The sequence below is a fragment of the Streptomyces sp. NPDC101165 genome, assembly GCF_044768135.1.
Taxonomy (GTDB): Bacteria; Actinomycetota; Actinomycetes; order Streptomycetales; family Streptomycetaceae; genus Streptomyces.
Genome location: NZ_JBIWPG010000008.1, coordinates 239,564 through 266,105, shown reverse-complemented (window position 1 = coordinate 266,105; position 26,542 = coordinate 239,564). Strand labels below are relative to the sequence as shown.

22 protein-coding genes are annotated in these 26,542 nt (G+C 70.4%); 16 read left to right on the top strand and 6 right to left on the bottom strand.

Annotated features, from left to right (window positions below; all coding sequences use genetic code 11):
- Nucleotides 1-175: 175 nt before the first annotated feature.
- Nucleotides 176-490 carry a hypothetical protein gene (locus ACIRVH_RS19315; RefSeq protein WP_403954584.1) on the bottom strand — a complete coding sequence of 105 codons (315 nt, stop codon included), beginning with the start codon at nt 488-490 and terminating at the stop codon, nt 176-178.
- A 231-nt stretch (nt 491-721) separates the two neighbouring features.
- Between ACIRVH_RS19315 and ACIRVH_RS19310 the strand changes: the two genes are divergently transcribed.
- The 3 genes from ACIRVH_RS19310 to ACIRVH_RS19300 all read left to right on the top strand — a co-directional run bounded on the left by ACIRVH_RS19310 (nt 722) and on the right by ACIRVH_RS19300 (nt 2,660).
- A complete protein-coding gene (locus ACIRVH_RS19310) occupies nt 722-1,378 on the top strand; it encodes a maleylpyruvate isomerase N-terminal domain-containing protein (protein WP_403954581.1) in 657 nt (218 codons plus the stop codon).
- A gap of 52 nt (nt 1,379-1,430) precedes the next feature.
- Nucleotides 1,431-1,799 (top strand): arsenate reductase family protein, encoded by a 369-nt coding sequence (locus tag ACIRVH_RS19305; RefSeq protein WP_403954578.1) that lies wholly within the window; start codon nt 1,431-1,433, stop codon nt 1,797-1,799.
- Nucleotides 1,800-1,919: 120 nt separating this feature from the next.
- A complete protein-coding gene (locus tag ACIRVH_RS19300) occupies nt 1,920-2,660 on the top strand; it encodes a hypothetical protein (protein WP_389184006.1) in 741 nt (246 codons plus the stop codon).
- 3 nt (nt 2,661-2,663) lie between these two features.
- Here ACIRVH_RS19300 and ACIRVH_RS19295 read toward each other — a convergent pair whose 3' ends face one another.
- Nucleotides 2,664-3,530 (bottom strand): alpha/beta fold hydrolase, encoded by an 867-nt coding sequence (locus ACIRVH_RS19295; RefSeq protein WP_403954576.1) that lies wholly within the window; start codon nt 3,528-3,530, stop codon nt 2,664-2,666.
- 68 nt (nt 3,531-3,598) lie between these two features.
- On the opposite strand from ACIRVH_RS19295, the gene ACIRVH_RS19290 reads away from it, so the two are divergent.
- The 7 genes from ACIRVH_RS19290 to ACIRVH_RS19260 all read left to right on the top strand — a co-directional run bounded on the left by ACIRVH_RS19290 (nt 3,599) and on the right by ACIRVH_RS19260 (nt 11,109).
- Nucleotides 3,599-4,066: a MarR family transcriptional regulator gene (locus ACIRVH_RS19290; protein ID WP_403954573.1), complete on the top strand. Its 468-nt coding sequence runs from the start codon at nt 3,599-3,601 to the stop codon at nt 4,064-4,066.
- A gap of 198 nt (nt 4,067-4,264) precedes the next feature.
- Nucleotides 4,265-5,296, top strand: coding sequence for a glutamine synthetase (gene glnII, locus ACIRVH_RS19285; RefSeq protein WP_403954571.1), 1,032 nt, complete (start codon nt 4,265-4,267; stop codon nt 5,294-5,296).
- Between the two features lie 422 nt (nt 5,297-5,718).
- Nucleotides 5,719-6,315: a winged helix-turn-helix domain-containing protein gene (locus ACIRVH_RS19280; protein ID WP_403954568.1), complete on the top strand. Its 597-nt coding sequence runs from the start codon at nt 5,719-5,721 to the stop codon at nt 6,313-6,315.
- Between the two features lie 66 nt (nt 6,316-6,381).
- Nucleotides 6,382-7,407 (top strand): NAD-dependent epimerase/dehydratase family protein, encoded by a 1,026-nt coding sequence (locus ACIRVH_RS19275; RefSeq protein ID WP_403954566.1) that lies wholly within the window; start codon nt 6,382-6,384, stop codon nt 7,405-7,407.
- A 52-nt stretch (nt 7,408-7,459) separates the two neighbouring features.
- Complete coding sequence (locus tag ACIRVH_RS19270; RefSeq protein WP_403954563.1) at nt 7,460-8,731, top strand: sensor domain-containing protein; 1,272 nt, start codon at nt 7,460-7,462, stop codon at nt 8,729-8,731.
- Nucleotides 8,716-9,369 (top strand): LuxR C-terminal-related transcriptional regulator, encoded by a 654-nt coding sequence (locus tag ACIRVH_RS19265; RefSeq protein ID WP_403954561.1) that lies wholly within the window; start codon nt 8,716-8,718, stop codon nt 9,367-9,369. The genes ACIRVH_RS19270 and ACIRVH_RS19265 overlap by 16 nt, the downstream gene beginning before the upstream one ends.
- A gap of 174 nt (nt 9,370-9,543) precedes the next feature.
- On the top strand, nt 9,544-11,109 hold the full coding sequence (locus tag ACIRVH_RS19260) for a DUF1996 domain-containing protein (RefSeq protein WP_403954558.1): 1,566 nt from the start codon (nt 9,544-9,546) through the stop codon (nt 11,107-11,109).
- 67 nt (nt 11,110-11,176) lie between these two features.
- Here ACIRVH_RS19260 and ACIRVH_RS19255 read toward each other — a convergent pair whose 3' ends face one another.
- Nucleotides 11,177-11,569: a hypothetical protein gene (locus ACIRVH_RS19255; protein WP_403954555.1), complete on the bottom strand. Its 393-nt coding sequence runs from the start codon at nt 11,567-11,569 to the stop codon at nt 11,177-11,179.
- A gap of 79 nt (nt 11,570-11,648) precedes the next feature.
- Between ACIRVH_RS19255 and ACIRVH_RS19250 the strand changes: the two genes are divergently transcribed.
- The 5 genes from ACIRVH_RS19250 to ACIRVH_RS19230 all read left to right on the top strand — a co-directional run bounded on the left by ACIRVH_RS19250 (nt 11,649) and on the right by ACIRVH_RS19230 (nt 16,969).
- Nucleotides 11,649-12,185: a tetratricopeptide repeat protein gene (locus ACIRVH_RS19250; RefSeq protein ID WP_403954939.1), complete on the top strand. Its 537-nt coding sequence runs from the start codon at nt 11,649-11,651 to the stop codon at nt 12,183-12,185.
- Nucleotides 12,186-12,234: 49 nt separating this feature from the next.
- The gene (locus ACIRVH_RS19245) at nt 12,235-14,157 is read left to right on the top strand and encodes a hypothetical protein (protein WP_403954550.1); all 1,923 of its coding nucleotides are present in this window, start codon (nt 12,235-12,237) and stop codon (nt 14,155-14,157) included.
- Between the two features lie 69 nt (nt 14,158-14,226).
- Nucleotides 14,227-15,123, top strand: a complete 897-nt coding sequence (locus tag ACIRVH_RS19240; protein ID WP_403954547.1) for a metal-dependent hydrolase — start codon at nt 14,227-14,229, stop codon at nt 15,121-15,123.
- Nucleotides 15,123-16,211: a PDR/VanB family oxidoreductase gene (locus ACIRVH_RS19235; RefSeq protein ID WP_403954544.1), complete on the top strand. Its 1,089-nt coding sequence runs from the start codon at nt 15,123-15,125 to the stop codon at nt 16,209-16,211. Before ACIRVH_RS19240 ends, ACIRVH_RS19235 begins: the two co-directional genes overlap by 1 nt.
- Nucleotides 16,212-16,279: 68 nt before the next feature.
- Entirely contained in the window at nt 16,280-16,969 is a 690-nt protein-coding gene (locus tag ACIRVH_RS19230; protein WP_403954541.1) for a TetR/AcrR family transcriptional regulator, read from the top strand.
- Nucleotides 16,970-16,982: 13 nt separating this feature from the next.
- Here the strand turns inward: ACIRVH_RS19230 and ACIRVH_RS19225 are convergent, their stop codons facing one another.
- Nucleotides 16,983-17,345: a 5-carboxymethyl-2-hydroxymuconate Delta-isomerase gene (locus ACIRVH_RS19225; protein WP_403954538.1), complete on the bottom strand. Its 363-nt coding sequence runs from the start codon at nt 17,343-17,345 to the stop codon at nt 16,983-16,985.
- A 33-nt stretch (nt 17,346-17,378) separates the two neighbouring features.
- Entirely contained in the window at nt 17,379-22,784 is a 5,406-nt protein-coding gene (pulA, locus tag ACIRVH_RS19220) for a pullulanase-type alpha-1,6-glucosidase (RefSeq protein WP_403954535.1), read from the bottom strand.
- 201 nt (nt 22,785-22,985) lie between these two features.
- Between pulA and ACIRVH_RS19215 the strand changes: the two genes are divergently transcribed.
- On the top strand, nt 22,986-25,055 hold the full coding sequence (locus tag ACIRVH_RS19215; protein WP_403954532.1) for a carbohydrate-binding module family 20 domain-containing protein: 2,070 nt from the start codon (nt 22,986-22,988) through the stop codon (nt 25,053-25,055).
- Nucleotides 25,056-25,065: 10 nt separating this feature from the next.
- Here ACIRVH_RS19215 and ACIRVH_RS19210 read toward each other — a convergent pair whose 3' ends face one another.
- On the bottom strand, nt 25,066-26,445 hold the full coding sequence (locus ACIRVH_RS19210; protein WP_403954530.1) for an alpha-amylase family protein: 1,380 nt from the start codon (nt 26,443-26,445) through the stop codon (nt 25,066-25,068).
- Nucleotides 26,446-26,542 lie beyond the last annotated feature (97 nt).

The following is a 26,542-nucleotide window of genomic DNA, read 5'->3' as shown; positions in this document are numbered from 1 at the left end:
GGGGGGGGGGCGGCGCGCCGGGCCGGGCGCGGGCGCCCCCCGGGCGGGCGGGGCCCGGGTGGGGGGGGGGGGGGGGGGGGGCGGCGGGGGGCCGCCGCCGGGGGGGGGGGGGGGGGGGGGGGGGGGGGGGGGGGGGCCCCGGGGGGGGGGCGCCCCCCCCCCCCCCCCCCACGGCTCAGCGCGAGTACCGCATGAACGCCCGCACCATGTGGCACGTCGTGTCCGACGGCGGGTGCACTCCGATCTTCTCCGCCGTGCTGCGGATCGTCTCGTTGCGCGCCTGGTCGGGCAGGTAGATCCCCAGGTCGAGCAGGGCTATGGCCAGGCGCATGGCCTTCAGGCGCCGGTTGTGCGTGACGTACCAGTCGCGCGGCCGCCCGGCCGGCAGGGCACGCTTCTGCATCGGCACGTAGGGCGAGTCGAGCTGGACGGAACGCTTGGCGGTGGACTGGGTCGGCAACGGCTTGGTCTTCAGGGCGGCAGCGGGCACAGGCATCCTCCTGTCGCGGTCAGGGCAGCACCGGAAGGCTCCGGCGATTCCCTCGAACACTGCTTCCAGTTTACTGCCGGGCACTGACAATCAGGGAGTCCGGAAGGTCCATCAAAGGTCCAGGTCAGTAAGGAAATTGCCACTGCGTCACCGCAGGTTCGGGAGGTGCGCGTGAGACGGAGGAAATTCGAACAGAACCGATGGCGGGGGCGTCCGCGATACCGTGCCGCGGTGGACCTCTTCTCACGCTCGTGGACGGCGTTGCGCACGGCGGTCACCGAGACCCCGGACGAGGACTTCGACCGGCCGTCCGGCTGTGCCGGCTGGCTCGTTCGGGACCTGGTGTGCCATCTGGTCATCGACGCCCAGGACGTCCTGATCACGTTGGTCACGCCCGCAGACGGCGAACCGACCGTGGACGCGGTCACCTACTGGGACCTCCTCGCCGAGCTCCCGACCGGCGAGGACCCGCTCGACGCGCTGATCCCGCGGCTGGCCGCCGCGTACGGCGAGCCGCGGTGGCTCAAGTTCCACCTGGACGACGTCGGTTCCGCCGCGGGCCGTGCCGCCGCACTCGCCGATCCCGCCGCCCGTGTCAGCACCCAGGACAAGGTGCTGACCGTCGGCGACTACCTGTCCGCGTACGTGCTCGAGTGGACCCTGCACCACCTCGACCTGATCGCGCATCTGCCGTCGGCCGCCGATCCGCCCGCCGAGTCCCTCGCGGCGGCACGCGCGTCGCTGGAGAAGATCGGCGGGACCCCGTTCCCCGCCTCGTTCTCCGACCGGGACGCGCTGCTGGTCGGCACCGGACGCCGCACGCCGACCGCGACGGAGAAGGCCGCGCTGGGCGGCTTCGCCGCGAGGCTTCCGCTGGTCCTCGGCTGAGCGGGCCGTTCGCTCCGCAGGTGGGGAACGGGGTTCGCGTACCGTGGGCCGCATGGAGATCTGGATCAATCCGGCCTGCTCGAAGTGCCGTAGCGCGCTCAGCCTTCTCGACGCCGAGGGGGCCGACTACACCGTCCGCCGTTATCTGGAGGACGTGCCGAGTGAGGACGAGATCAGGGCCGTACTCGACCGGCTCGGGCTCGAACCGTGGGACATCACCCGCACCCAGGAGGCCGCGGCCAAGGAGCTGGGGCTGGGCGAGTGGGCGCGCGACGAGACCTCGCGGGACCGGTGGATCACGGCCCTCGCCGAGCACCCCAAGCTCATCCAGCGCCCGATCATCACCGCCGACGACGGAACCGCCCTGGTCGCCCGCACCGAGGAGGCCGTGCAGGAGGCGCTCTCCCGGAACAAGAGCTGAGCGTTGCTCAACTCCCCTGTGACGCAGGTTACTTCGGCAAACTTCCGCAACCGCTGAGTAACCTCGTTCGGGATCTCGTACATAGCGGCGTACGCTCCCCTACCTCTTCAGGAGGCGCGGATGTCGCGCAGGAGAACTCTCGGCACGAAGAAGAAGATCGCGCTGCTCGTCAGCGCCGCGGCGGTGGCGGGCGGCGGGGCCTTCGCGCTGGCGTCCACCTCGAACGCCGCGCAGAGCCCGCAGAACGCCAAAACGCTGTCCGCCGGGGACTCGACCGTCTGCCAGGGGCTGGCCACGGCCCACGGCAACAACGACAAGTTCATCGCGGACCAGAAGGCGAAGCCGGACGCGCAGTCGGCGGCCCGGATCGCCAACCGCGAGGCGGTCATCAAGCAGATCGAGGTCCAGCAGAAGGCTGCCGGATGCACCGTTGGGGAGTCGGCTCAGGGCTCCCAGGCGGCTCAGGGCAACGCGGGCCAGCAGGGCAACGCCGGTCAGCAGGGCAACGCGGGTCAGCAAGGCAATGCCGGTCAGCAGGGCAACGCGGGTCAGCAGGGCAACCAGCAGGCCGGCAACGCGGGGAACAACGGCGGTGGCGCTGCCGCGGCCGCCGGTCAGCAGGTGTGCAAGGGCTCCACCGTCACGCTCTCCGGCGAGGGCGGCGCCCCGGCCGCGTCCAGCAACCAGTTCCCGGCGGGCACGACCCTCAAGGTCACCAACCTGGACAACAACAAGTCCACGACGGTGAAGGTCACCTCGGTCTCCGGCAGCTGTGTGCTGCTGAACAACGCGGCCTTCGAACAGGTCCGGGAGCCGGGCAAGTTCCTCATCCGCCGCGCGGTGATCGAGAAGGTGGGGTGAGGTTCAGCCACCGGACAGGAAATCGGTGAGGTGACGGGCCAGGCCGGGTGAGGCTGCCTGCGGCAGCGCGTGGTGGGAGACACCGGGCAGTACGACGGTCTCCACGTGCGGCAGCGTCGCCGCGGCCCGGCTCGTCACCGTGGTGGGGTCATGGGTCCTGCTGTTCGCTGCCACGAGCAGCAGGACCGGCACCTCCAGGGCGCGCAGCGCGTCCGGTGCCGGGCGGGGGTCCGTCACCGGCTTCGCGGACGGGAAGCCCGCGCCCGCCTCCTGGAGGGCCAGCCACTCGGGGTCGAGGGACGCCCCCCCGGTCTCCCACTCCAGGAACGCGCGGACCCGGCGGGGCGCGGGCCGCAGCAGCATGGGCAGGGCGTGGAGCAGGTATGCCGCCTTGTATCCGGCGAAGCACAGGGTCGGATCGAGGAGGAACAGGCGGCGTACCCGAGCAGGTGCGCGCAGGGCGTGATGCAGGGCGATCCAGGCACCGTACGAGTGCGCGCCCACGTCGGCCGACGTCACGCCGAGGCCGTCCAGCAGGGCGTCCAGCCAGGAAGCCAGGTCGGCGACCGTACGGGGGTGGCGGTCGGTGGCCGGGATGCTCAGGCCGGGGGCGCCGATCAGGTCGGGGGCGTAGACACGCCGGACGCGGGCCAGGTCGGCGGCCTGGGCGTACCAGGACACGGAGGTCGCTGTGCCGCCGCCCGGCAGCAGGAGCAGCGGCGGCGCCTCGCGTGGGCCGCAGACGTTGACCCGGGTGTCGCCGAAGGGCGTGGCCACGGTGAGCGCCTCACGGTCCGCCGGCCATTTCGCCAGCACCTTGTCGTACGCAACCCGGAAGACGTCGGCGTCGTACACGCTCGTCCTCGGCATGGAAGAACCCCCTATTATCTCGCTGAGCAAGATACTCGTTGAGCGAGATGATACGCCGGAGGACCCGTATGCCGACCCCGCCCCGCCCCGACGCGGTGCCCGAGATGGAGACCGTCCATCTGCTGCGGGCCGTCGCCGTCGAACTCGGCCTGCACAGCGCCCGGTTCGCGCACCAGAACGGCATGCACCCCACGGACGTACGCGCCCTGATCGCCCTCATGGACGCGCGGCGCGCGGGCGAGGAGATGACCGCCGGGCGGCTCGGGGCCGAGCTGGGGCTCAACTCGGCGGGGACCACCGCGCTCGTGGACCGGCTGGAGCGGGCCGGGCAGGTGCGGCGGGTGCGCGGGGAGCGGGACCGGCGGCGGGTCGTGGTGGAGGTGGAGGAGCGCGCGGTCGAGCTGGGCCAGGCGTTCTTCGGCCCGCTGATCGAGCGGTCGCTGGAGCTGCTGCGCGGGTACGACGAGCGGCAACTGGCGGCGATCCGGGGATTCCTGGAGGGAGTTCGGGAGGCCGCCGCCGAGGGCCGCGACTGAGCGCCCATACCCCGCGGGTCAGACCCTCACAACGTGAGTCGGGACACAGAACGACCAGGTAACACGGGGTTCACACGAGAGCAATGACCGGGAAATCGCCTGTTGACAGGCTGCCCGGCAGATCGACGCGGCGCCCCAGTGCCGCAGCGCCGCAAGCACCCGAGTGCACCCGCACCCACCCCCGAAGGATGTGGCCCCGTGACCTTCAAGGCTGAGTACATCTGGATCGACGGCACCGAGCCGACGGCCAAGCTGCGTTCCAAGACGAAGATCATCACGGGTTCCCCCGCCGGTCTCGACGCGCTGCCGATCTGGGGCTTCGACGGGTCCTCGACCAACCAGGCCGAGGGGCACTCCTCGGACCGCGTGCTCAAGCCGGTCTTCACCTGCCCGGACCCGATCCGTGGCGGCGACGACATCCTCGTCCTGTGCGAGGTCCTCGACATCGACATGACCCCGCACTCCTCCAACACGCGTGCCGCGCTGGCCGAGGTCGCGGAGAAGTTCGCCGCGCAGGAGCCCATCTTCGGCATCGAGCAGGAGTACACCTTCTTCGACGGCCCCCGCCCGCTCGGCTTCCCCGAGGGCGGCTTCCCGGCCCCGCAGGGCGGCTACTACTGCGGCGTCGGCGCCGACGAGATCTTCGGCCGCGAGATCGTCGAGGCGCACCTGGACAACTGCCTGAAGGCGGGGCTCGCGATCTCCGGCATCAACGCCGAGGTCATGCCCGGCCAGTGGGAGTTCCAGGTCGGCCCGGTCTCCCCGCTGGAGGTCTCCGACCAGCTGTGGGTGGCCCGCTGGCTGCTCTACCGCACCGCCGAGGACTTCGGCATCTCCGCCACCCTCGACCCCAAGCCGGTCAAGGGCGACTGGAACGGCGCCGGCGCGCACACCAACTTCTCCACCAAGGCGATGCGCGAGGGCTACGACGCGATCATCACCGCCTGCGAGTCGCTCGGTGAGGGCTCCAAGCCGCTCGACCACGTCAAGAACTACGGCGCCGGCATCGACGACCGTCTGACGGGTCTGCACGAGACCGCCCCGTGGAACGAGTACTCCTACGGCGTCTCCGACCGCGGTGCCTCGGTCCGCATCCCGTGGCAGGTCGAGAAGGACGGCAAGGGCTACATCGAGGACCGCCGCCCGAACGCCAACGTCGACCCGTACGTGGTGACCCGCCTCCTGGTGGACACCTGCTGCTCCGCCCTGGAGACGGCCGGCCAGGTCTGATCCGAGACTCCGAAAGGGGCGCCCGCCAACCCGGCGGGCGCCCCTTTCGCGTACCCCCTGTCCGAGGAGTGAGACGGTAAATCGGCAGGTGAGGTACACAGCGTCAACTTCCCGCCAAGGAAGCGTCCAAGCAGTGAGAGGAGACTCCTGTGCGGCGCACTCGTCTGCTTCAATGGGCGCATGGCCAGCTTCCAAAAGCACATCGCGACAGGTCGCCATGACCTCGAGCCGTTCTGGCCTTCCCGTCAGCACCACGACTTCGACCGGGTGTGTTGCCGCGCGATGAACGCGCCGGCCCTCTAAAGCCGTACACCCCGGCCTTCGGCCAGCGCGAAACGACGTACGTCCCCCGGCGCGCCCGACCACGAATCGCGGCCGTCGTCCTGCCCGACGAACTCCTCGCGCGAAAGAGCTGACCTCTCATGGCGACCACTCGTTCTCTCTCCACCGCCGCTCTCTCCACCTCCACCGCCACTCTCACCGCCCCCGCCCAGAACGGCACCCGGCACCGGTTGCGGGCCGTCGACCGGGACGAGGTCGTCAACGTGGCGGACCTCCTGCCGCCGGGCGCCACCTGGCTGCCCGCGCCGCAGCACACCCTGCCCACCCTGCCCGGCCAGCCGCCGATGGTCGGCTACCTGGTGCTGGTCCCGGCCGACCAGCGGCCCCCGTTCCTGCCGGTCGCGGTGCCGGACCAGCCGGAGACGGTCGCGCAGGCGGACGGCGACCCGCTGGTACGGATCGACTCCGGGCAGCGCACCGCCAGCGTCGACGGCCGCGAACTCGACCTCACCTACCTGGAGTTCGAGCTGCTCGCGCACCTGGTGGCGCACCCGCACCGGGTGCACACCCGCGACCAGCTGGTCACCACCGTGTGGGGGTACGGCCACGTCGGCGACGGCCGCACCGTCGACGTGCACGTCGCCCGGCTGCGCCGCAAGCTGGGCGCCCAGCACCGCCAGACGATCCAGACCGTGCGCCGGGTCGGCTACAAGTACACCCCGCCGACCGGGCGTTGACCGGGGTTGTCTGCCGACGGCAGACAACCCTTCCCTCCCGGGCCCGTACCGGGCACGCTCCCCGGCATGAGACTTCTCGTGCTGGGCGGAACGGAGTTCGTGGGGCGGGCCGTCGTGGAGGCCGCGCTCGGGCGCGGCTGGGAGGTGACCGTCTTCCACCGGGGACGGCACCGGCCTCCCGAGGGGGTGCGGTCGCTGCACGGCGACCGCACCGCCGCCGACGGTCTGGCAGCCCTCGCCGCGGACGACGACACCTGGGACGCCGTGGTCGACACCTGGTCGGCCGCGCCGCGTGCCGTGCACGAGGCGGCACGGCTGCTGCGGGGCCGCGCCGGACGGTACGTGTACGTCTCCAGCCGGTCGGTGTACTCCTGGCCCTGGCCCGCGGGAGCCGGCGAGGACGCTCCGCTGGTGGAGGGCGCCGCCGCCGACGCGGAGGCGACCGACTACGCGCGCGACAAACGGGGCGGTGAACTGGCCGCCGTCGAGGCCTTCGGCACGGAGGGCTCGCTGCTGGTGCGGGCCGGGCTGATCCTCGGCCCGTACGAGAACGTCGGCAGGCTCCCCTGGTGGCTGACCCGGATCGCCCGCGGCGGCCCGGTCCTGGCACCCGGGCCGCGCGAGCTGCCGGTGCAGTACATCGACGTGCGCGACCTCGCCGACTGGCTCCTGGGCGCGGTGGAACAAAAGCTGAGCGGGCCCTGCAACCTGGTGAGCCCGCCCGGCCACACCACGATGGGTGAGCTGCTGCGGGCGTGCGTCGACGTCACCGGCGCGGACGCCGAACTGCGCTGGACCGACCCGGAGGTGATCCTGGGCGCCGGGATCGAACCGTGGACCGAGCTGCCGGTGTGGGTGCCGCCGGGCGGCGAGATGTACGACGCGGTGCACCGCGCGGACGTGTCCCGTGCGCTGGCCACGGGACTGGTGTGCCGGCCGGTCGGCGAGACGGTCGCGGACACCTGGCGGTGGCTGACGGAGATCGGCGGCACCGCGCCGCAGCGCCCGGACCGGACGGGCAAGGGCCTGGCCCCGGAGGTGGAGGCGAAGGTGCTGGCAGCGGGCGGGGGTGTAGCCGGCACCACCCCCTGACACGGGTCTTCGGCCCAGTGACCGGGGCCGATCGGTCGGCGAGACTTGTGGCATGAACACCGAACCGAAGAGTGGCCGTGCCCGTGCGCGGACCCGAGAGGTACTGCTGGCCGCCGTACAGGGACTCACGCTGGCCGTGGCCGTGCTGCCCTTCTCGGTACTGCTCCTCGTCCTGACCCTGGTCTCCGTCGCGCTCATCCCGATCGGCGTCGGCATCGTCACGACTCCGCCGATCCTGACCGCGGTGCGGGCCCTCGCGGACAAGCGCCGGGAACTCGCGGCCGAGTGGTGCGGGGTGCGGATACCGTCGGCGTACCGGCCGGTCCCCGCGGGCGCCAACCCGTGGACGCGGACCCTGGCCCTGCTGCGCGACCCGCAGGTCCGGCGGGACGTGCGGTGGCTGCCGGTGGACATGACGGCCGGCTTCATCACGGCGCTGCTGCCGGCCGTCCTGCTCTTCTACCCCTTCGAGGGGTTCGCGGTGGCGGCCGGGCTGTGGCGGGTGCTCGCGAAGGACGAAACGTACTGGTACGGCTTCGTGCCGGTCACCGACCAGCCGTCCGCGCTCGGCGCCGCCGCCACCGCAGCGGTCCTCCTGGTCGCCGCCTACCGCCTCACCCCGCGTCTGCTGACGGTCCACTTCGAGCTCACCCGGTCCGTCCTCGGCGCAGACCAGGGCGAACTCGCCGAACGGGTCCGCGTGTTGACCGAGACCCGACGCGACGCCGTGGACACCTCGGCCGCCGAGCTGCGCCGCATCGAGCGGGACCTGCACGACGGGGCGCAGGCCCGGCTGGTCGCGATGGGCATGGATCTCGGCACGATCGAGATGCTGCTGGACCGGGACCCGGCCCAGGCTAAGAAGCTCCTCTCCCAGGCCCGCCGGAACTCGGTGGAGGCCCTGGAGGAACTGCGCGACCTGGTCCGCGGCATCCATCCGCCGGTGCTGGCCGAGCGCGGACTCGGGGACGCGGTGAGGGCGTTGGCGCTGCGGCTGCCCCTGCCGAGCGAGGTGAGCGTGGAGCTGTCCGGCCGCGCGGACGAACCCGTCGAGTCGGCCGCCTACTTCGCGGTCAGCGAGGTGCTCACCAACGCCGTCAAGCACTCCGGTGCCGAACGGCTCTGGGTGGATCTGCACCACGCCGGCGACATGCTGCGGATCACGGTCACCGACAACGGCAGGGGCGGTGCCGTGATCGGCGCGGGCTCGGGGCTCGCCGGGGTCGAGCGGCGGCTCGGTACATTCGACGGCGTCCTGGCCGTCAGCAGCCCCGCGGGCGGTCCCACCCTGGTGACCATGGAGATCCCGTGCGTGTTGTCCTAGCCGAAGACCTCTTCCTGCTGCGCGACGGACTGGTCCGGCTGCTGGAGGCCTACGGCTTCGAGATCGCGGCGGCCGTCGAGTCCGGGCCCGAACTCACCCGGGCACTGGCCGAGTCGGAGCCGGACGTCGCCGTGGTCGACGTACGCCTGCCGCCCACGCACACCGACGAGGGGCTGCAGTGCGCGCTGCGGGCCCGGCAGGAGCGGCCCGGGCTGCCGGTGCTGGTCCTCTCCCAGCACGTGGAGCAGCTGTACGCGCGGGAGCTGCTCGCCGACGGCAGCGGCGGGGTGGGCTATCTGCTCAAGGACCGGGTCTTCGACGCCGACCAGTTCGTGGACGCCGTACGACGGGTGGCCGCGGGCGGTACGGCGATGGACCCGCAGGTGATCCAGCAGTTGCTGTCCCGGCGGGCGGCCGACGACCGGCCGCTCGGCAACCTCACCCCGCGGGAGCGGGAGGTGCTGGAGCTGATGGCGCAGGGCCGGTCGAACGCGGCGATCGCGGCCCAACTGGTGGTGACGGAACGGGCCATCGCCAAACACACCTCCAACATCTTCGGCAAACTGGGCCTTGAGGTGTCGGACGACGACAATCGCCGCGTTCTGGCCGTGCTCGCCCACCTCGACCGCGACCGCTGAGCCGAAATGCAACTTCCGCTGCTCAGCAGGTATTTGAGCCCCGAGTGCGGGGTAATCCTCTGACTAATTTGTGAGACGGCTGAACACCTCTGAGGCGGCGTCCGTATGGATGGATGCCGCTTCACTCCTGTCGGGCGCCTCGATGCTGCCCCGCAAGGAAGTCAGAGGAGTTCCATGGGACGCAACACACGAAAACGCCGTACGCCGCTGGCCACCAAGGCCATAGCCGCATCGGCGGCCCTAGCGCTCGGTGGGGGCGGGCTGATCTGGGCGAACTTCTACGCCTCGGCGCACGAGTCGAACAACCAGTCGTGGGGAGGCAACCAGACCAAGGCCGCGACGGCCTCGGTCGCGACGATCTCCTGCCCGGACGTCGGCCAGAAGCTGACGAACGTGCCGAACCAGGCCCGCCAGGGTGTGGCGATGGAGCTGGGGAACCTCGACCGGCAGATCACCGAGGCCTACAACCGGCTCGCCTCCACCCGGCAGGCACAGAGCAACGATCCGAGCTTCGTGCAGAACTCGATCGTCGGCCCCCTCAAGGACAAGCGGGCCGCGACGATCGACCGGATCAGGATCGACATCCAGCGGGTCGGCGGTTCCTTCAACAACTCGCTCAAGCAGCTCGCCGCCTGTACGACGCAGTCCGCCAACCAGACCACCGCCGGTGGTCAGCAGCAGAACACCGGTGGTCAGCAGCAGAACGGCGGGCAGCAGCAGAACACCGGTGGCCAGCAGCAGAACACGGGTGGTCAGCAGCAGAACACGGGTGGTCAGCAGCAGGCCGGCGGACAGCAGCAGAACATCGGCGGGCAGGCCGGCAACGGCCCGGTCGCGGCCGACTTCGTGGACATCACGAAGGTCGCCGCGAACGTCCAGGGCAAGCCGGTGCGCGGCAACAACGCCTCGACCGGCACCTTCACCACCCGCTGCGGTGTGAACGCGAACAAGAACCACAACACCGACAACGTGATCGTGGCGCCCGGCGTGACCAACGGCGCGCACCACCTGCACGACTACGTCGGCAACCAGAAGGTCAACGCGTTCTCCAGCAACCAGACGTTCCTGCAGGGCGGCACCAGCTGCCAGAACCAGAGCGACCTGTCGTCGTACTACTGGCCCGTGGTCCGCGTCCAGGACGGCTCGCAGGACTTCGACCAGAACGCGGACGGCGGTGGCAAGGAAGGCAACGTCGGCAAGATCCTGACGCCGGTCCAGGCGCAGATCAAGTACGTCGGCAGCCCGGCCAGCAAGGTCGTCGCGATGCCGCAGTTCCTGCGCATCATCACCGGTGACGCCAAGACCACCACCAACGGTCTGGCCAACGCCAACGCGCACTGGAGCTGCACCGGCTTCGAGAACAAGGTGCAGCTGACGTCGCAGTACCCGATCTGCCCGCAGGGCAGCAAGGTGGTGCGTACGTTCGCCTTCCAGAGCTGCTGGGACGGCCAGAACATCGACAGCGCCAACCACCGCACGCATGTGGCCTTCGCCGACCCGGCGAGCGGTGTCTGCGGGAACGGCTTCAAGGCGATCCCGCAGCTGACGATGCGCCTGGTGTACAACATCACCCCGCCGACCGTCCAGAACGGCCAGGTGAAGAACGCCTACGCGGTGGACGGCTTCCCGGAGCAGCTCCACAAGCCGGCCACCGACCACGACGACTTCATCAGCGTCACGACCGGCGGCCTGGCGAACAAGATCGCGAACTGCATCAACAACGGTCAGCGATGCGCGTAGTGACCACGTAGTGACAACCCCCTGGGAAAGCGGGCGGTGGGAATCTCCCACCGCCCGCTTTTCTTGGTCAGCCGCTGTGCGCGTGGTGGTTCGCGCCCACCTCGACATCGCCGCCGAGCGTGCCGCGCAGCGCCTTGACGACCCCGTCGTCGCCGACGGCGACCCACTTGCGGCCGACGAGGTAGAAACCGCCGTAGTCCTTCGCGTCGTTGATCCACTCGCGCTGGCCGCGGTCGGTGGCGAAGGTGGCGAGGATGAACTGCCCGTCGGTGTTCTTGCAGATGGCCTGGCGGATCTCGTCGGCGTCGGTCTGCATGTTCGGCTTGCACTTCACCTCGGCGGCCAGGCTCTCCAGACTGCCCGTGGCGGTGGCCGGCACCGCCTTCGTGTCGCCGCCCGACCCGCAGTCGGCCAGGGCCAGTGCCGCAGCGGCGCCGATCATCAGTCGCGTCAACCTCATCCGTTCCTCCGGTCCTGGTGGGCCAAGCATGCCCCAGCCCCTTCGGATACGGCTCCGGGCCGCGGTGCGCTCAAATCCGATGCCGGGGTGGGCACAGGTGTGCGAGGGTGACCCGGTGAACCAAGACTGGGAAGATCGCGCGACCGCCGCCTGGGCGACCTTCGACGAGTATCCCGAAGAGCGGGCGGCCGAGTTCCGCGCCGTGATCGGCAAGCTCGTCGCCGAGCTGCCCGACGGCAGTGAGCTGGCCCCGTTCGAGCAGGCCTGCGCCTGGGACTCCACCGGGCACTCGGACAAGGCGGTGCCGCTGTACCGGGAGGCGCTGGCGCGGGGCCTGAGCGGTTACAAGGGACGCCGGGCCAAGATCCAGTTGTCCTCCTCCCTGCGGAACATCGGACAGGCCGAGGAGGGCGTCAATCTCCTCACCCCCGAACTGGACGCGCCCTCGGACGAGTTGGACGACGCCGTACGGGCCTGCCTCGCCCTGTGCCTGTCCAGCCTGGGCCGCGACCGCGAGGGCCTCTCCCTCGTCCTCGGTGCCCTCGCCCCTCATCTGCCCCGCTACCAGCGGTCGATGGCCAACTACGCGCGCCTGCTGGTCGAACCCGAGGCGTGAGTCGCCTGCTTGGCGGTGACCAATCAACGGCTCGCTCGTTCTCCCGGACGTGCAGTCACAGGATGTAGCCCAGCGTCACGCACCCTCCTCCGCCGGGGCCACCGGCCCGGTCGTCGACGTCGAACAGGCCGAGGCCGCGCTCGTCGAGCACTACCCACGGCTGGTCCGGCTCGCCCACCTGGTACTGCCGCCGGCCCTCGGCCGCAGCCGCCGGGTACTGACGGCCCACGCCCTGGTCCAGCGGGCCCTGCCCCGGGGCCGCAAGCAGACGTCCGTGATCCCGGCCCAGTCCACGGGCCGGGAGGGCGACCCCGGGTACGCGTTCCTCCGGCTCCGGGTCCTGCGTGCGGCGCTGGAGGCGGCCCGCCCCCGCACGGGCCGGCCGCGGCTCTCCCAGCTGCCGCCGCTGCTCCCGCAGGTGTGGGGGCTGCGCCTGTTCCCGCGCTCCGGCGGCGCCGACGAGCTGGCCCTGGACCAGCGGCTGTCCGCCCTGTCCGGCCCGGCCCGCGCCGCGTACGTGCTGCGCGGCCTGGAGAAGCTGCCCGACACGGACATCCGCAGGATCCTCAAGTCCGCCGGGGTCGACCGCCCCGAGTCCGCGCTGGCGGAGGCCAACGGGGTGCCCGCGCAGGACGCGCTGCTCACCTCCCCCGAGTTCGACCCCTGCTCGCTGCAGGCCCGGCCCACCGACCTGATGCGCCGCCGCCAGCACACCAAGGCCGCGCTCGCCGCGGCGGCCGCGCTCGCGGTGTGCGGGGCGCTGGTGGCCATGCCGGGCGGCGGCTGGGGTCCCGACGGCGCCGCCGCGCCCGTCTACGCGGAGAACCCGGCGGCCGAGGCGGCCCTGGACCCCGGCAAGCTCACCCGCGTCGCCCCTACGGCGTGGGAGTCGGCGGCCCGCAACGACTTCTCCGCGTGGCCCGCACGCGGCCCGCTCACCGGCGACAAGGACCTGCTGCGCCGCGCCCTCGCCGTCTGGACGCGGCCCGGAGAGACGGTCCGCGTCTCGGCCACCCCCGGCACTCAGACCGGCGCCCCGGCCGGCCCGCCCCAGCTGCTGTACGCGGGCGAGGTGGACAACGCGCGCGTGGCGGTCTTCTACGACGGCCTGCGCATCGCCCGCTACGCCGAGCCCACGGACGGCACCGCGGGCGCCGCCCTCGACTTCGCCCGCGTCGACGGCGCGACCGACGCCGAGGCGAGCGCGCTGGTGCTCGGCCGCTCCGACGGCAACGTCCGCTATCTGACCGCCCCTTGGGTGAAGAGGGCCGCCGAGCGGGACCTGACGAAGCCGGACGCGGCCGCGGCACCCCTCACCGTCACCGACGGCGTCACCACGCCGATGGCCAGCTCCGCCCTGCAGCCCGGCAGCTGCACCTCGTGGAACGTGCTCCAGCTGACCGACGCCTCCGGCACCCGACTCGCCACGGACCTCGGTGAGCTGGTCCCGGCCCACCTCACCGCGGGACGCCCGGGTGCCACGGGTGAGGCGTCCGGGGCGGAGGGGCTGCGCGCCTGGGCGCCGTTCGCCTGCTCGCTGACCGCGGAGCGCTCCGTGGGGGTGCGCAGCGTCAACGCCTGGGCGTTCGCGAACCAGCCGTTGCCCGACGGGAGCGGGGCGGCCGAGTGGGTGTGCACCAGGGCGGAGACCTGGCGCGGCGACGGTACGGCGGCACTGGCCCAGTTCCGGACGCCGGGCGGGCCGGTCGGTGCGGTCGTGGCCAAGGGCACGGACGTACGGTCCTGCGGTCCGCGCGACCCGCACGTCCTGGCCGGGGTGCTGTGGAAGTCCCGCGCCGGGCACTGGTACCTGCTGGCCGCGGGCAGCCAGGACACCGCGTCGATCCGGGCGACCGGCGGGGTCACCGCGTCCGGTCCGGGACCGCTGCTGGTGGCCCGGGCCCAGCAGGGGGCGCAGGCGCAGCTGAAGGGCACCCTGACGGACGGCAGGCCGGTCAGCGGACTGCACTAGCTGACACTCGCGTCAACAAGGTGCCGCACGGGGGTTCTCAGATGACCTACCCGTCAGTACATTGACGCCATGTCTAACACGCAGGCCCGGCCGGTGGAGTCCGAGCGCATACCGCTCAAGGCCCGCGACGTGTCCTTCTCCTGGGAGGACACACCGCTGCACTGGGTGCCCGGCGACCCGTTCACCACGCACACGATCAACGTGCTGCACCTGCTGCTGCCCGCCGGCGAGCGGTGGTTCGTGCATGTGTACAAGCAGGTGCTGCCGCTCATCCGGGACGACCGCCTCCGCGAGGACGTCATCGGTTTCATCGGGCAGGAGGCGATGCACTCCCAGGCCCATGACGAGGTCCTGCCGCACCTGAGGGAGCAGGGGCTCGACCCCGCGCCGTACACGGCGCAGGTCGACTGGTTCTTCGAGAAGCTGCTCGGCGACCGCACGCTGCCGCCGGGCAGGGCACGCCGCTGGTGGCTGCTGGAGCGGGTCGCGCTGATCGCGGCCATCGAGCACTACACCGCCTTCCTCGGCGACTGGGTGCTCAACGCCGCCGAGCTGGACCGGCGCGGCGCCGACCCGACCATGCTGGACCTGCTGCGCTGGCACGGCGCCGAGGAGGTCGAGCACCGCTCCGTCGCCTTCGACCTGTTCATGCACGTCGACGGCAGCTACCGGCGCCGGGTGCGCACCTGGGCGACGGCCTTCAGCGCGCTGGTCTTCCTGTGGCAGCGCGGGGCCCGCTTCTTCATGGAGAACGACCCCACCCTGGTGGACGGCAAGGCCTCCTTCAAGGATTTCCATCGGAGCGGCCGCCGGGGCACCCTGCCCACGACCGGTGCCATGCTCAAGTCCATCCCGCGCTACCTCAGCCACGCCTACCACCCCTCCCAGGAGGGCTCCACCGCCCAGGCGGTCGCCTACCTGGCCTCCTCCCCCGCCGCGCTCGCGGCCGAAAAGACGGGGTCGTGATGCCGAAGCTGCGCACTGTCGCGCTCGTCGCAGGGGCCGCCCTGCTGACCCGGCGAGCCCTGCGCCGCCGGATCCAGGCCTCGCCGCTGTGGCCGCTGCCCGCGCTGGACCCGCCCGTCTCCGGCCGCCCCCGCTCGCGGGCGCTGCGGCTGCTGCTCACCGCGCACGAGACGGTCGGCGACGGGGTCGTACAACTGCGCCTGGAGGGCAGCGGGTTGCCGCGCTGGGAGCCCGGTGCGCATCTCGACCTGGTGCTGCCGTCGGGGCTCGTACGGCAGTACTCGCTGTGCGGGGACCCGGAGGACGGCTCCTCGTACACGGTGGCCACCCGGCTGGTCGAGGACGGCCGGGGCGGCTCGCGGGAGGTGCACGAGCAGCTCACCGAGGGCATGGAGTTGGAGGTGCGCGGCCCGAGGAACCGTTTCCCCCTCGTCGAGGCGCCCGCGTACGTCTTCGTCGCCGGCGGCATCGGCATCACACCGATCCTGCCGATGCTGCGGGCCCTGCCGGACGGCACGGACTGGCGGCTGCTGTACGGCGGGCGGACGCGGGCCTCGATGCCGTTCCTGGAGGAGGTACGCAAGCTCGCCGGGATGGGGGTCCCCCCTGCTCGAGCGAAGTCGAGAGCTCGGGGGAGGCTGACTCTGGTCGCCGAGGACGAGGACGGGCGGCCGGACCTGGAGGCGCTGTTCGCGGAGGTTCCGGAGGGGACGGCCGTCTACTGCTGTGGCCCGGAGGGCCTGATGGAGGCGGTGGAGGCACGGCTGCCCGAGGGTGCCACGCTGCACCTGGAGCGGTTCGCGCCGCGCACGTCGTCCGACGGCAACCACGCGTTCGAGGTGGAACTGCGTCGCAGCGGAAAGACGTTGCCGATCCCCGCGGACTCCACCGTGCTGGCCGCCGTGCGCCGCGCACTGCCCGACACCGCCTACTCCTGCGAGCAGGGCTTCTGCGGGACCTGTCAACAGCGGGTGCTCGAGGGTGAGGTGGACCACCGGGACGAGCTGCTGACGGATGCGGAGCGTGCCGACTCGATGCTGATCTGTGTGTCACGGGCCAGTAGTGAGCGAATTGTGCTGGATATGTGACGGACTCATGTGAATACCGGCGCTGGTCCGGCCCGTTCCGGGCCGGATTCGATCGGTAAGGTGTTCGCATGAGTACCGGGGTTCGCCGCAGGATGGGCGTCGAGGAGCGGCGGCAGCAGCTGATCGGTGTCGCACTCGACCTGTTCAGCCGCCGTTCGCCCGACGAGGTCTCGATCGACGAGATAGCGTCGGCGGCGGGCATCTCGCGCCCGCTGGTCTACCACTACTTCCCCGGCAAACTCAGCCTGTACGAAGCCGCGTTGAAGCGTGCCTCGGAGGATCTGGCGGGCCGCTTCGCGGAGCCGCACGAGGGCTCGCTCGGGGCCAGGCTGCTGCGCGTGATGCGCCGCTTCTTCGACTTCGTGGACGAGCACGGGCCCGGCTTCTCGGCGCTGATGCGCGGCGGCCCGGCCGTGGGCTCCTCGACGACCAACGCCCTCATCGACTCCGTACGGCAGGCCGCCTACGAGCAGATCCTGACGCATCTGGGCGTCACCGAGGCACCCGCGCGCATGGAACTGGTCGTCCGCTCCTGGATCTCGCTCGCCGAGTCGACGGCGCTGATCTGGCTGGACGGCCGCCGCATCCCGCGCGCCGAGCTGGAGCTGCAGCTCGTGCACGACTTCGCCGCCCTGGTGGCGGTGAGCGCCGCCCACGACGCGGACATGGCCGCCCTGCTGCGCACCATGGTCAAGGACGAGCCGGCCGACGGGCCCCTTGCGGAGCTCGTCGGCCGGCTGCTGTCCCTGGCGCCCTGAGGAGCGCGGACCGCTACCGGTCGAACTTCCGGTACGACGGATCCAGGTCGCGGATCTCGGCGGAGGCGTGCAGGGCGAAGCGCTTGTCCGCCACGTGCCCCCGAAGCAGCTCCAGCACGGTCTCCGTGAGCCTCGCCTTCGTCTCGTCGCTGCGGCCGGCGAGGAGCCCGATGGTCACGTGCACGATGGCGTGCCCGTGCTCCGCCGGGTCCTCGTGCCCGTACGCCGTGAGTGCGCTCGGCCGGAACTGCGTCTTGCAGGCCTCCGGCTTGGCCGCCGCGATCTCCACGGTCGCCTCGTGCAGCGCCCGCGCGAAACCGGCGCGGTCGAAGGCGGCCTCCATCGTGTTCGAGTAGTCGACGGTGATCTGCGGCATGAGCACTCCTGTTCTACGGCGACGGGGCCGACCCTACTTCGCCGCCCGGGTGAAGACCGCCACCGTCCGCGCGGGCACGGTGAACGTGCCCGAGTCGGCTGCGTAGGAGGAGGTCTTCACCACCGCGTCCTCTCCGGCCGCCTGCACCGGGTGCAGCCGGTAGGCCGTCCCGGCGAGGGCGCCGATCCGCTGATCCTGCTGCTGCGGGGTGGCGTTGAAGACCACGACCAGGTCACCGAGCCGCATGGTGATCACGCCCGGCGTCTCGTCCTTGCCGGACAGCGGGAAGGACAGCCGGTCCTGCACCTGCGCGGCCGTGCCGAGGGAGAACGCCTTCTCCGTCGTACGGATCCTCAGCAGGTCCTGGTAGGCGGCCGAGGAGCCGGTGATCTGCGGGCAGCCCACCTTCACGGCGCCGAGCAGCGGCTTGGCGTAGTCCCACTTGGACTGGTTGTCGGCCGCCATGGGCAGTCCGCGCCCGAAGCCGTTGCCGTCGGCGCAGTTCCAGTGGATGGCGTTGAACCAGTCGCCGCTGTCGAAGGAGTTGCGGTCCAGCGACTTCGAGCGCAGCAGGTCGGTGCCCGCCTGGGAGAGGGACGGCCCCTGCGAGAGGGCGGCCGTGGCCATCGCCAGCACCTGCATCCGGGCCCGGTCGGACGCCGAGGTGTCCTTGGGCAGCTTGTAGGTGAGGGCGTCGAACAGCGACTCGTTGTCGTGCGCGTCCACGTAGGCGAGGGCGTCGCCGGGTGCGTCCGCGTATCCGGCGGGCGAGCCGTTGTAGTCGATCTCGGAGCCCTTTACCTCCTTGCCGTCGGTGTCGGTGAAGGCGAAGGACTTCAGGTTGCCGGTCAGACCGACCTTGATCAGGTCCTGGTAGTGCAGCAGCCGGGCCTTCTGCTCGGCCGAAGTGCCGTTCGACGCCGATCCGTTGGGGTCGGTGTAGAGCCCGGACGCGAAGCCCTGGATGCCGGGGTCCGAGTCGAAGGGGCCGCCGCCGCGCACGGCGTCACGGGCACGGTCGGAGAAGGTGGCGATGCCGGTGCCGGCCATGTTCTGCTGCGTGGCCTGCACGAACCGGGCGTCGTTCGCGACCTCTCCGAAGTTCCAGCCCTCGCCGTACAGGATGATCTTCTTGCCGTCGACGCCGTCCTTGTCGAGGGTCAGCGCGTCGAGTGCCTTCCGCACCGCCAGGATGTTGGCCTTCGGGTGGTGGCCCATGAGGTCGAAGCGGAACCCGTCGACCTTGTACTCCTTGGCCCAGGTGACGATCGAGTCCACGACCAGCTTGCCCATCATCGCGTTCTCGGGCGCGGTGTTGGCGCAGCAGGTGCTGTTGGCCACGCTGCCGTCGGCGAGGAGCCGCTGGTAGTAACCGGGCACGACCTTGTCCAGGACGGAGGTGTCCGCCTGGCCGCTGGCCGCCGTGTGGTTGTAGACGACGTCCATCACGACCCGGAGGCCGTCGTCGTTGAGCGCCTTGACCATCCTGCGGAACTGGACCGTACGGGCGGTGCCGTCCGGGTCGGTGGCGTACGAGCCCTCGGGGACCGTGTAGTGGTACGGGTCGTAGCCCCAGTTGTAGGCGTCCTTCGCGGCGATCTTCGCCACGCACTCCTGCTGCTTGTCGGAGTCGGCCGCGTAGGAGGCCAGGTCGCAGTCGGTGCTCGCCTGGTCGGCCTTCTTCTCGGGGATGGTGGCGATGTCGAAGGCGGGCAGCAGGTGCACGTACGAGGTGCCCGACTTCGCCAGCTGCCGCAGGTGCTTCGAGCCGTCGCTGTTGTTGTCGGTGAAGGCCAGGTAGGTGCCCTGGTCCTTCGCCGGGACGGTCTTGTCGGCGACGGAGAAGTCGCGGATGTGCAGCTCCTGGATCTGCGCGTCCTTGAGCGGTACGGCCCTGGGCTTGTGCAGACTCGTCCAGCCGCTCGGGGAGAGGGACCTGTCGTTCAGGTCGACGACCAGGCTGCGCTCGGAGTTCGCGGTGAGCGCGACCGAGTACGGGTCGGTGACCTTGTTGGTGACCACCTTGCGGACGCTGGGCGCCCAGACCTTCACGACGTACCGGTAGGGCTTGCCCTTCCAGGACGCGGGGCCGGTGACGGACCAGACGCCGGTGGTGGCGTTGCGGTGCATCTTCACGGCCGTGCCGGCCAGGTCGAGGTGGACCGACTGTGCCGTCGGCGCCCACACGGAGAGGGTCGGCCGCCCGTCGTGGAAGACCGGGCCGAGGCTGCTCTTCGTCGCGCCGGAGTACAGGTCGTCCAGCACGCCGGCGATCTGCACCCCGGTCGCGGCCAGCACGGCACCGTTCGCCGCGCGCTGCGAGGCCACGAGCTCTCCGCCGAGTGCCGAGCGGACCCGGTCGCGGTCACGCGGGTCGACGGACCAGGCGGTGTAGTCCTTCAGGTGCGGGAACTTCGCCTTCTGGGCGTCGGTGAGGGTGGTCTTCGTCAGCCGCAGCCAGCGCTCGTCGTCGCCGGTCAGCGCCCCGTCCTTGACGGCGATGGAGCCGTCGTGGGAGTACAGCAGCTGGGTGGAGGCAGCGCCGTCGACACCGTTCCAGGCGACCGTGTTCCGGTCGATCCAGACCGCCTTGGACGTGGTCAGGTCGAGGGCGGCCGCGCTGCCCGCGGGCTGCGGCAGCAGGTACTTCTCCTGGCCGTTCAACAGCCACACCTCGTAGCCGTTGGACTTGAGGTCCAGCGACTGGTCGGCGGGGAGATCCTTGTCGTCGCCCTTGTGGATGATGTAGCTGAGGCTGGTGGCACCCTCGGTGATCGGTACCTCGAAGACCGCGCCATAGGCATCAGTCTTCACCGGCTTCAGCGGGTTCGACCAGTCGGTGGGGTTCGCCGCACCCGTCCAGACGTGCAGGCCCCAGCCGTCGTAGTCGCCGTCGGCACGGTGGTAGTGGATGACCGCCTTGGCCTTGTCCTGCGCGGGATAGTCGGGCCGCTGCGTCAGTACATCCGTCTTGCCCTGCTCGACCCAGACCTCACCCGTCTTGGTGACGTCGATGGACCGGTCGGCGGAGACGTCCTTGTTGCCGTCCTTGTCGATGACCAGGAAGCCGACGTTCGAGGCGCCCGGCTTCAGCTTGACGTAGGCGAAGGCGCCGTAGGCGTCGCGGCCGACGAAGGGGTGGCTGTTCGGCCAGCTGGTCGACTCGCCGTCGGCGAGGTCGCCCCAGGCGTACAGGCCCCAGTTGGCGTAGTCGCCGTCGGTGCGCTTGTAGTGGACGATCGCGTAGTCCCGGGAGGAGGCCGTGGGGACCTCGGGTGCGGCCGGAGTGCCGGTGGTGCTGCTCGCCAGGGTGCTCGCGGTGCGCCCGGCCGAGTCGATCACGACCGCCTTGTAGCGCAGGGCGGTCCCGGCGGGTACGTCCTTGCCGATGGCCTGGGTGACCTTGTAGGGGGCGTGGTCGGCGGAGCCGAGGGTCTTCCAGGCGCCGTTGCCGACCTGGGCGGCGAAGACCACGCGGTTGAGCTGACCCCCGTCGACGTCCGCGGTGACGTCCACGGTCCCGGTGGCTCCCGCGGCCGGGGCCTTCAGGGTGACGGCCGGCTTGGCGGCGGGCGCGGCGAGCGTACCGGCGGCCTTGAGGACGACGGCGGAACCGGCCGGAACGCTGACGGTGAGCTTGCGGTCGGCGTCGGACTTCACCGCGTCGGAGGTGCCGTAGACACCCTGGTACGCCATGTCCGCCGAGCCGGTGGAGAAGCTCGCGGACTTCTCGCTGTCGGCGTTGTTGAAGGCGACGACGTACTCGGCGCCGGTCTTCGCGTCCGTACGGGTGAAGGCGTAGACGCCGGCCTCGTCGGCCGCGTACCGCTCGGTCTGGACACCGTCCGTCAGCGCCGGGTTGTTCTTCCGGAGCTTCGAGAGGGCGGCGATCTCTTTGTAGAGCGGCGCCTTCGTGTCGTACGCGTCGCTCGCGTGGGTGCGGTCGGTGCCGATCTCGTCGTCGTCCAGATAGTCGGCGACCTTGGAGGCGAACATCGTCTGGCGGGCGTCCTTGTCGCCGCCGGAGCCGGTGAAGCCCTGCTCGTCGCCGTAGTAGACGACCGGGTTGCCGCGGCTGAGGAACATCAGCTCGTTGGCGAGCCTGTCCTTGCGCAGGATCTCGGCGTCACCGGCCTTCGGGCTGTCCTGCTTCAGGAAGTATCCGATGCGGCCCATGTCGTGGTTGCCGAGGAAGGTGACCTGCTCGTACGCGTTGGCCTTGTCGGTCGTGTACTTGTAGTCGTCACCGAAGACGTTCGCCAGCCGCTGTGCGCTGCCGCCCTGGGAGGCGTAGGAGCGGGCCGCGTCCTGGAAGGGGAAGTCGAGGGTGGCGTCCAGCCGGCCCTGGGTGACGTACGGGGACGTGATGGACGTGTCCGCCGAGTACACCTCGCCGAACATGAAGAAGTTCTTCCGCCCCCGCGCGGCCGCGTACTTGTCGAGCGCGGTGGCCCACTGGGTCCAGAACTCCATGTCCACGTGCTTCACGGTGTCGATCCGGAAGCCGTCGACGCCGAAGTCCTTCACCCAGCGCTCGTAGATCTTCTCCATGCCGTGGACGACCTCGGGACGCTCGGTCCACAGGTCGTCCAGACCGGAGAAGTCGCCGTAGGTGGTGGACTCGCCGGCGTACGTCGAGTCGCCCCGGTTGTGGTACATCGTCGGGTCGTTGAGCCAGGCCGGGACCTTGCTCCGACTGGCCACCTTCGGCGTGCGCGGGAAGGAGTCCGCGTCGACGGCCGGGAACTTCCTGTTGCCGGCCGCGTAGTCGGCGTCGTCGAAGGGCCGCCCGTCCTCGGTCAGGTACGGGAAGGCGCCCTTGGAGAGGTAGTCGTACGACTTCTCCTTGTAGTCCACGACGTCGGCGGTGTGGTTGGTGATGACGTCGAAGAAGACCTTCATGCCCTTGGCGTGCGCCTTGGAGATGAGGGTCTGGAGGTCCTTGTTCGTCCCGAAGTGCGGGTCGACCTGGGTGAAGTCGGTGATCCAGTAGCCGTGGTAGCCGGCGGAGGCGTTGCTGCCCGTGCCCTGCACCGGGCGGTTCTTGAAGATCGGCGCCATCCAGATGGCGGTGGTGCCGAGGCCCTTGATGTAGTCGAGCCGCTTCGTCAGGCCCTTGAGGTCGCCGCCCTGGTAGAAGCCCTTGTCGGTGGGGTCGTAGCCGGTGCTGAGGCGTGACCCGGTCAGCCCGCCCCGGTCGTTGGACCTGTCTCCGTTGGCGAAACGGTCCGGCATGACGAAGTAGAACTGCTCGCGGGTGTCGTCGTGCCGGGCGGGCTGGGCCGCGAGCCTGGCGTCCGAAGGGGGCGGGGGCGGGCTGTCCGCGTGGGCCGCGAGCGGCGTCACGAGGGCGGCGGCGAGCGCGGCGACAGCGACGGCCGCGACCCGTCTGACGTGGGCGGTTCGGCGCGTCGGGGGCGCCGGCCATCTCGGTATCACAGGCGGGAACTCCTTGCGATTGCGGCTCTCTTGGGTCCGACCCCGCGCGACCGTACCGCCGCCGAAAGGTTTACAGCAAGACCCTTGAAATTCATAGCAAGAAGTTTCAGCGTCAACCTTGACGCCTCCTCCCCAACTGCCCCACGCTCACGGGTTGTTGGACTCTGTCCTCTTCTCTCGAAGTTCGTTTCGGAGCCGCACATGAGCAGACACCATCCCCCGGGTGTCCTCCGCCGCACCGCGACCGCCGCGGCCGCAGGCGCCCTCGCACTGGCAGGAGCCATAGCCCTGCCCGCCACCCCCGCACGGGCGGACACCACCGCCAAGGGCGATGTCATCGCCAACCTGTGGGAGTGGAACTGGGACTCCGTCGCCTCGGAGTGCACGAACGTCCTGGGCCCCGCCGGGTACGGCGCGGTGCAGGTCGCCCCGCCCGCCGAGTCCCTGAAGCAGACCAACTACTACTGGTGGGACGTCTACCAGCCGTACTCCTACAACCTGAACAGCCGCTTCGGTTCGGCGGCGAAGTTCGCGTCGATGGTGACCGCCTGCCACCAGGCCGGCGTCAAGGTCTACACGGACGCGGTGATCAACCACACCGCCGCGCAGACCGGCACCGGCTACAACGGCACGACGGTCACCAGCAAGTACGACACCCCCGACTGGGACCGCGCCGACTACCACGACTCGACGTCGTGCCCCACCTCCGACCTGACGATCCAGGACTACTCGAACCTCACCCAGGTCCAGAACTGCGAACTCCTCGGCCTGCCCGACCTGAAGACCGGCTCGGACACGGTCCGCGCGGGCATCGCGAACTTCCTCGACAGCCAGCTCGCCCTCGGCGTCGACGGCTTCCGGGTGGACGCGGCCAAGCACATCCCCGAGGCCGACCTCGCGGCGATCGAGTCCAAGCTGACGAACACCACGTCGGGCTCGGCGCCGTACGTCTTCCAGGAGATCTACCCGGGCTCGACCCCGCAGCCCGCGGACTACTACGCCTCCGGTGACGTCCTCGACTTCACCTACGCGAGCAGGCTGAAGTCCGCGTTCCAGGGCAATGTGAGCGACCTGGAGTCGCTGTCGTCCTCCGGGATCCTGCCCGCGGCCGACTCGGTGTCCTTCGTGACGAACCACGACACCGAGCGCAACGGCCTGCACATGTCCTACAAGGACGGCGACACCTACAAGCTCGCCAACCTCTTCCAGCTCGCCTACAAGTGGTCGACGCCGACCGTGTACGCCAGCTGGGAGTGGACCCAGAGCGACCAGGCCCCGCCGAACTCGTCGGGCTTCGTGACCGGCACGGACTGCGCGAACGGCTGGTACTGCCTGGACCGCGACACGGCGGTCGTCGGCATGGTGGCCTGGCACAACGCCGTCGACACGGCGGCCGTCTCCGACTGGCAGACCAAGTCGTCGTCCGTGATCGGCTTCGGCCGCAGCGGCGCCGGCTTCTTCGCGCTGAACAACGGCTCGTCGGCGGCGACGTACACCTTCGCGACGGGCATGGCGGACGGCACGTACAGCAACGTCGTCGACGGCGGCACGACGAAGGTCACCGTCTCCGGCGGCAGCGCGTCGATCACCGTCCCGGCGAAGGGTGCGGTCGCCTTCTACAACGCGTCCTACACCTGCACGGTGGGCTGCGACGACACGGGCGGCGGCGGTTCCACGTCGACCGTGAGCGCGACCTTCGACGAGTACGCCTCGACCACGTCCGGCACCAATGTCTACGTCGTCGGCTCGATCCCGGCGCTGGGCGGCTGGGACACCTCGAAGGCGATCCGGCTGTCGGCCTCCGGCTACCCGGTCTGGTCGGGCGAGGTCAGCGTGCCGATCAACACCTCCTTCACCTACAAGTACATAAAGAAGGACAGCTCGGGCAACGTCACCTGGGAGTCGAACGCCAACCGGTCGGCGACCACGGCGACCTCGGCGATCACCCTGGACAACTCCTGGAACGTGGCGAACGCGGACGCCACCGACGTCACCTTCAACGAGACCGCGGCGACCGACTGGGGCACCGACGTCTACGTCGTCGGCTCCCTCCCCTCCCTCGGCGCCTGGAACCCGAGCGACGCGATCCCGCTGTCCTCGGCGTCCTACCCGACCTGGAGCAAGCTGGTCATCCTCCCCAGGAGCACGTCCTTCACGTACAAGTACCTGAAGAAGGACGGCTCCGGGAACGTGACCTGGGAGTCCGGGACGAACCGCTCGTACACGACGGGCAGTTCGTCCGGCTACACCACCGGGGACACCTGGAAGTAGTGCCCCGGGCTCAGCAGCTCGACTTGCCGGCGTAGATCGCGAGCGCCGTGTTCGAGCCCAAGGTGGCGGTGAACTGCCCGGCGGAGTTCACCGCCACCGTCGTGTTGTGCTGGACGTTGCAGTAGGTGCCCGCGGGCAGCGAGGTCTGGTACGTGCGGGTCAGGGACGAGGACTCGTGGTTGATCGCCACGTAGCCCTTGCTGCCCCGGCCGAAGGCGATCGCGTTGTTGCCGTTGTCCCACCAGTTGGAGACGGCCTGGCCGCGGGTCGCGTTACGGAAGGCGACCATGCGGATGATCTCCGGCCAGGCGTGCTGGCACTTCCAGCCGTCCTGCCAGCAGGCGTTGACGGTGCCGCCGTTGGGCGGGCCCGCGTCCACGTCGGACCACTCGTAGCCGGAGTTGATGTCCGGGGCGCCGTAGGGGTAGGCCAGCATGAAGACATTGGCCAGGGTGTAGTTGGCGCCGTCCTTGTAGTTGAGGGTGGAGCCGTTGCGTTCCGTGTCGTGGTTGTCGACGAAGACACCCGCCACCGAGCTGCTCAGGTAGCCCCAGCCCTCGCCGTAGTTGGTCAGGTACGCGAGCTTCTCGTTGTTGAAGACGCGCTTGAGGTCGTAGGCGTAGCGGAACTCCTGGACGTCCCCGTTGCCGGTGTACTCGGACGGCTGGACGGCCTCGTTCGCGCCGTAGATGACCTCCTGCTTCCAGTAGACGGAGGGGTTGGTCAGACGGCTCTTGATGTTGGCCAGGTCGTCCGCCGGGATGTGCTTGGCGGCGTCGATCCGGAAGCCGTCGACCCCCAGCGTGAGCAGGTCGTTCATGTAGCCCGCGATCGTCTTGCGGACGTACTCCTCGCCCGTGTCCAGGTCGGCCAGGCCGACCAGTTCGCAGTGCTGGACGTTCCAGCGGTCCTGGTAGTTGGTCACCTGGGAGGTGCAGTCGTCGAAGTCGTAGGAGGAGTACAGACCGGGGTAGTCGTACTTCGTGTACGACGAGCCGCCCGTGCCGGTGCCCGAGCCCGCCGCCATGTGGTTGACGACCGTGTCGACGACGACCTTCACACCGGCCGCGTGGCACGTGTTCACCATGCTCTGGAAGGCGGTGCGGTCACCGAGGCGACCCGCGATCTTGTACGACACCGGCTGGTACGACGTCCACCACTGCGAGCCCTGTATGTGCTCGGCGGGCGGGGAGACCTGGACGTAGCCGTAGCCGGCGGGGCCGAGGGTGTTGGTGCACTCGCGGGCGACCGAGGAGTACTTCCACTCGAAGAGGACCGCGGTGACGTCCTTGGTGCCGGGCGGGGAGGCGTACGCGGCGGTCCCTGGGGCGAGGACGGCCGCCGCCGCGGTGAGGGCGAGGGCACCCGAAACGATTCTGCTGCTGGCCATGTGGGGGTTCCTTCTCCGTTGAAGGCCTTGCTGAAATCTTTCAGAAACCTTGCGGTGGCCAGATGTTAAAGGCCCGCCACCCAAAAGGGCAGCGGGC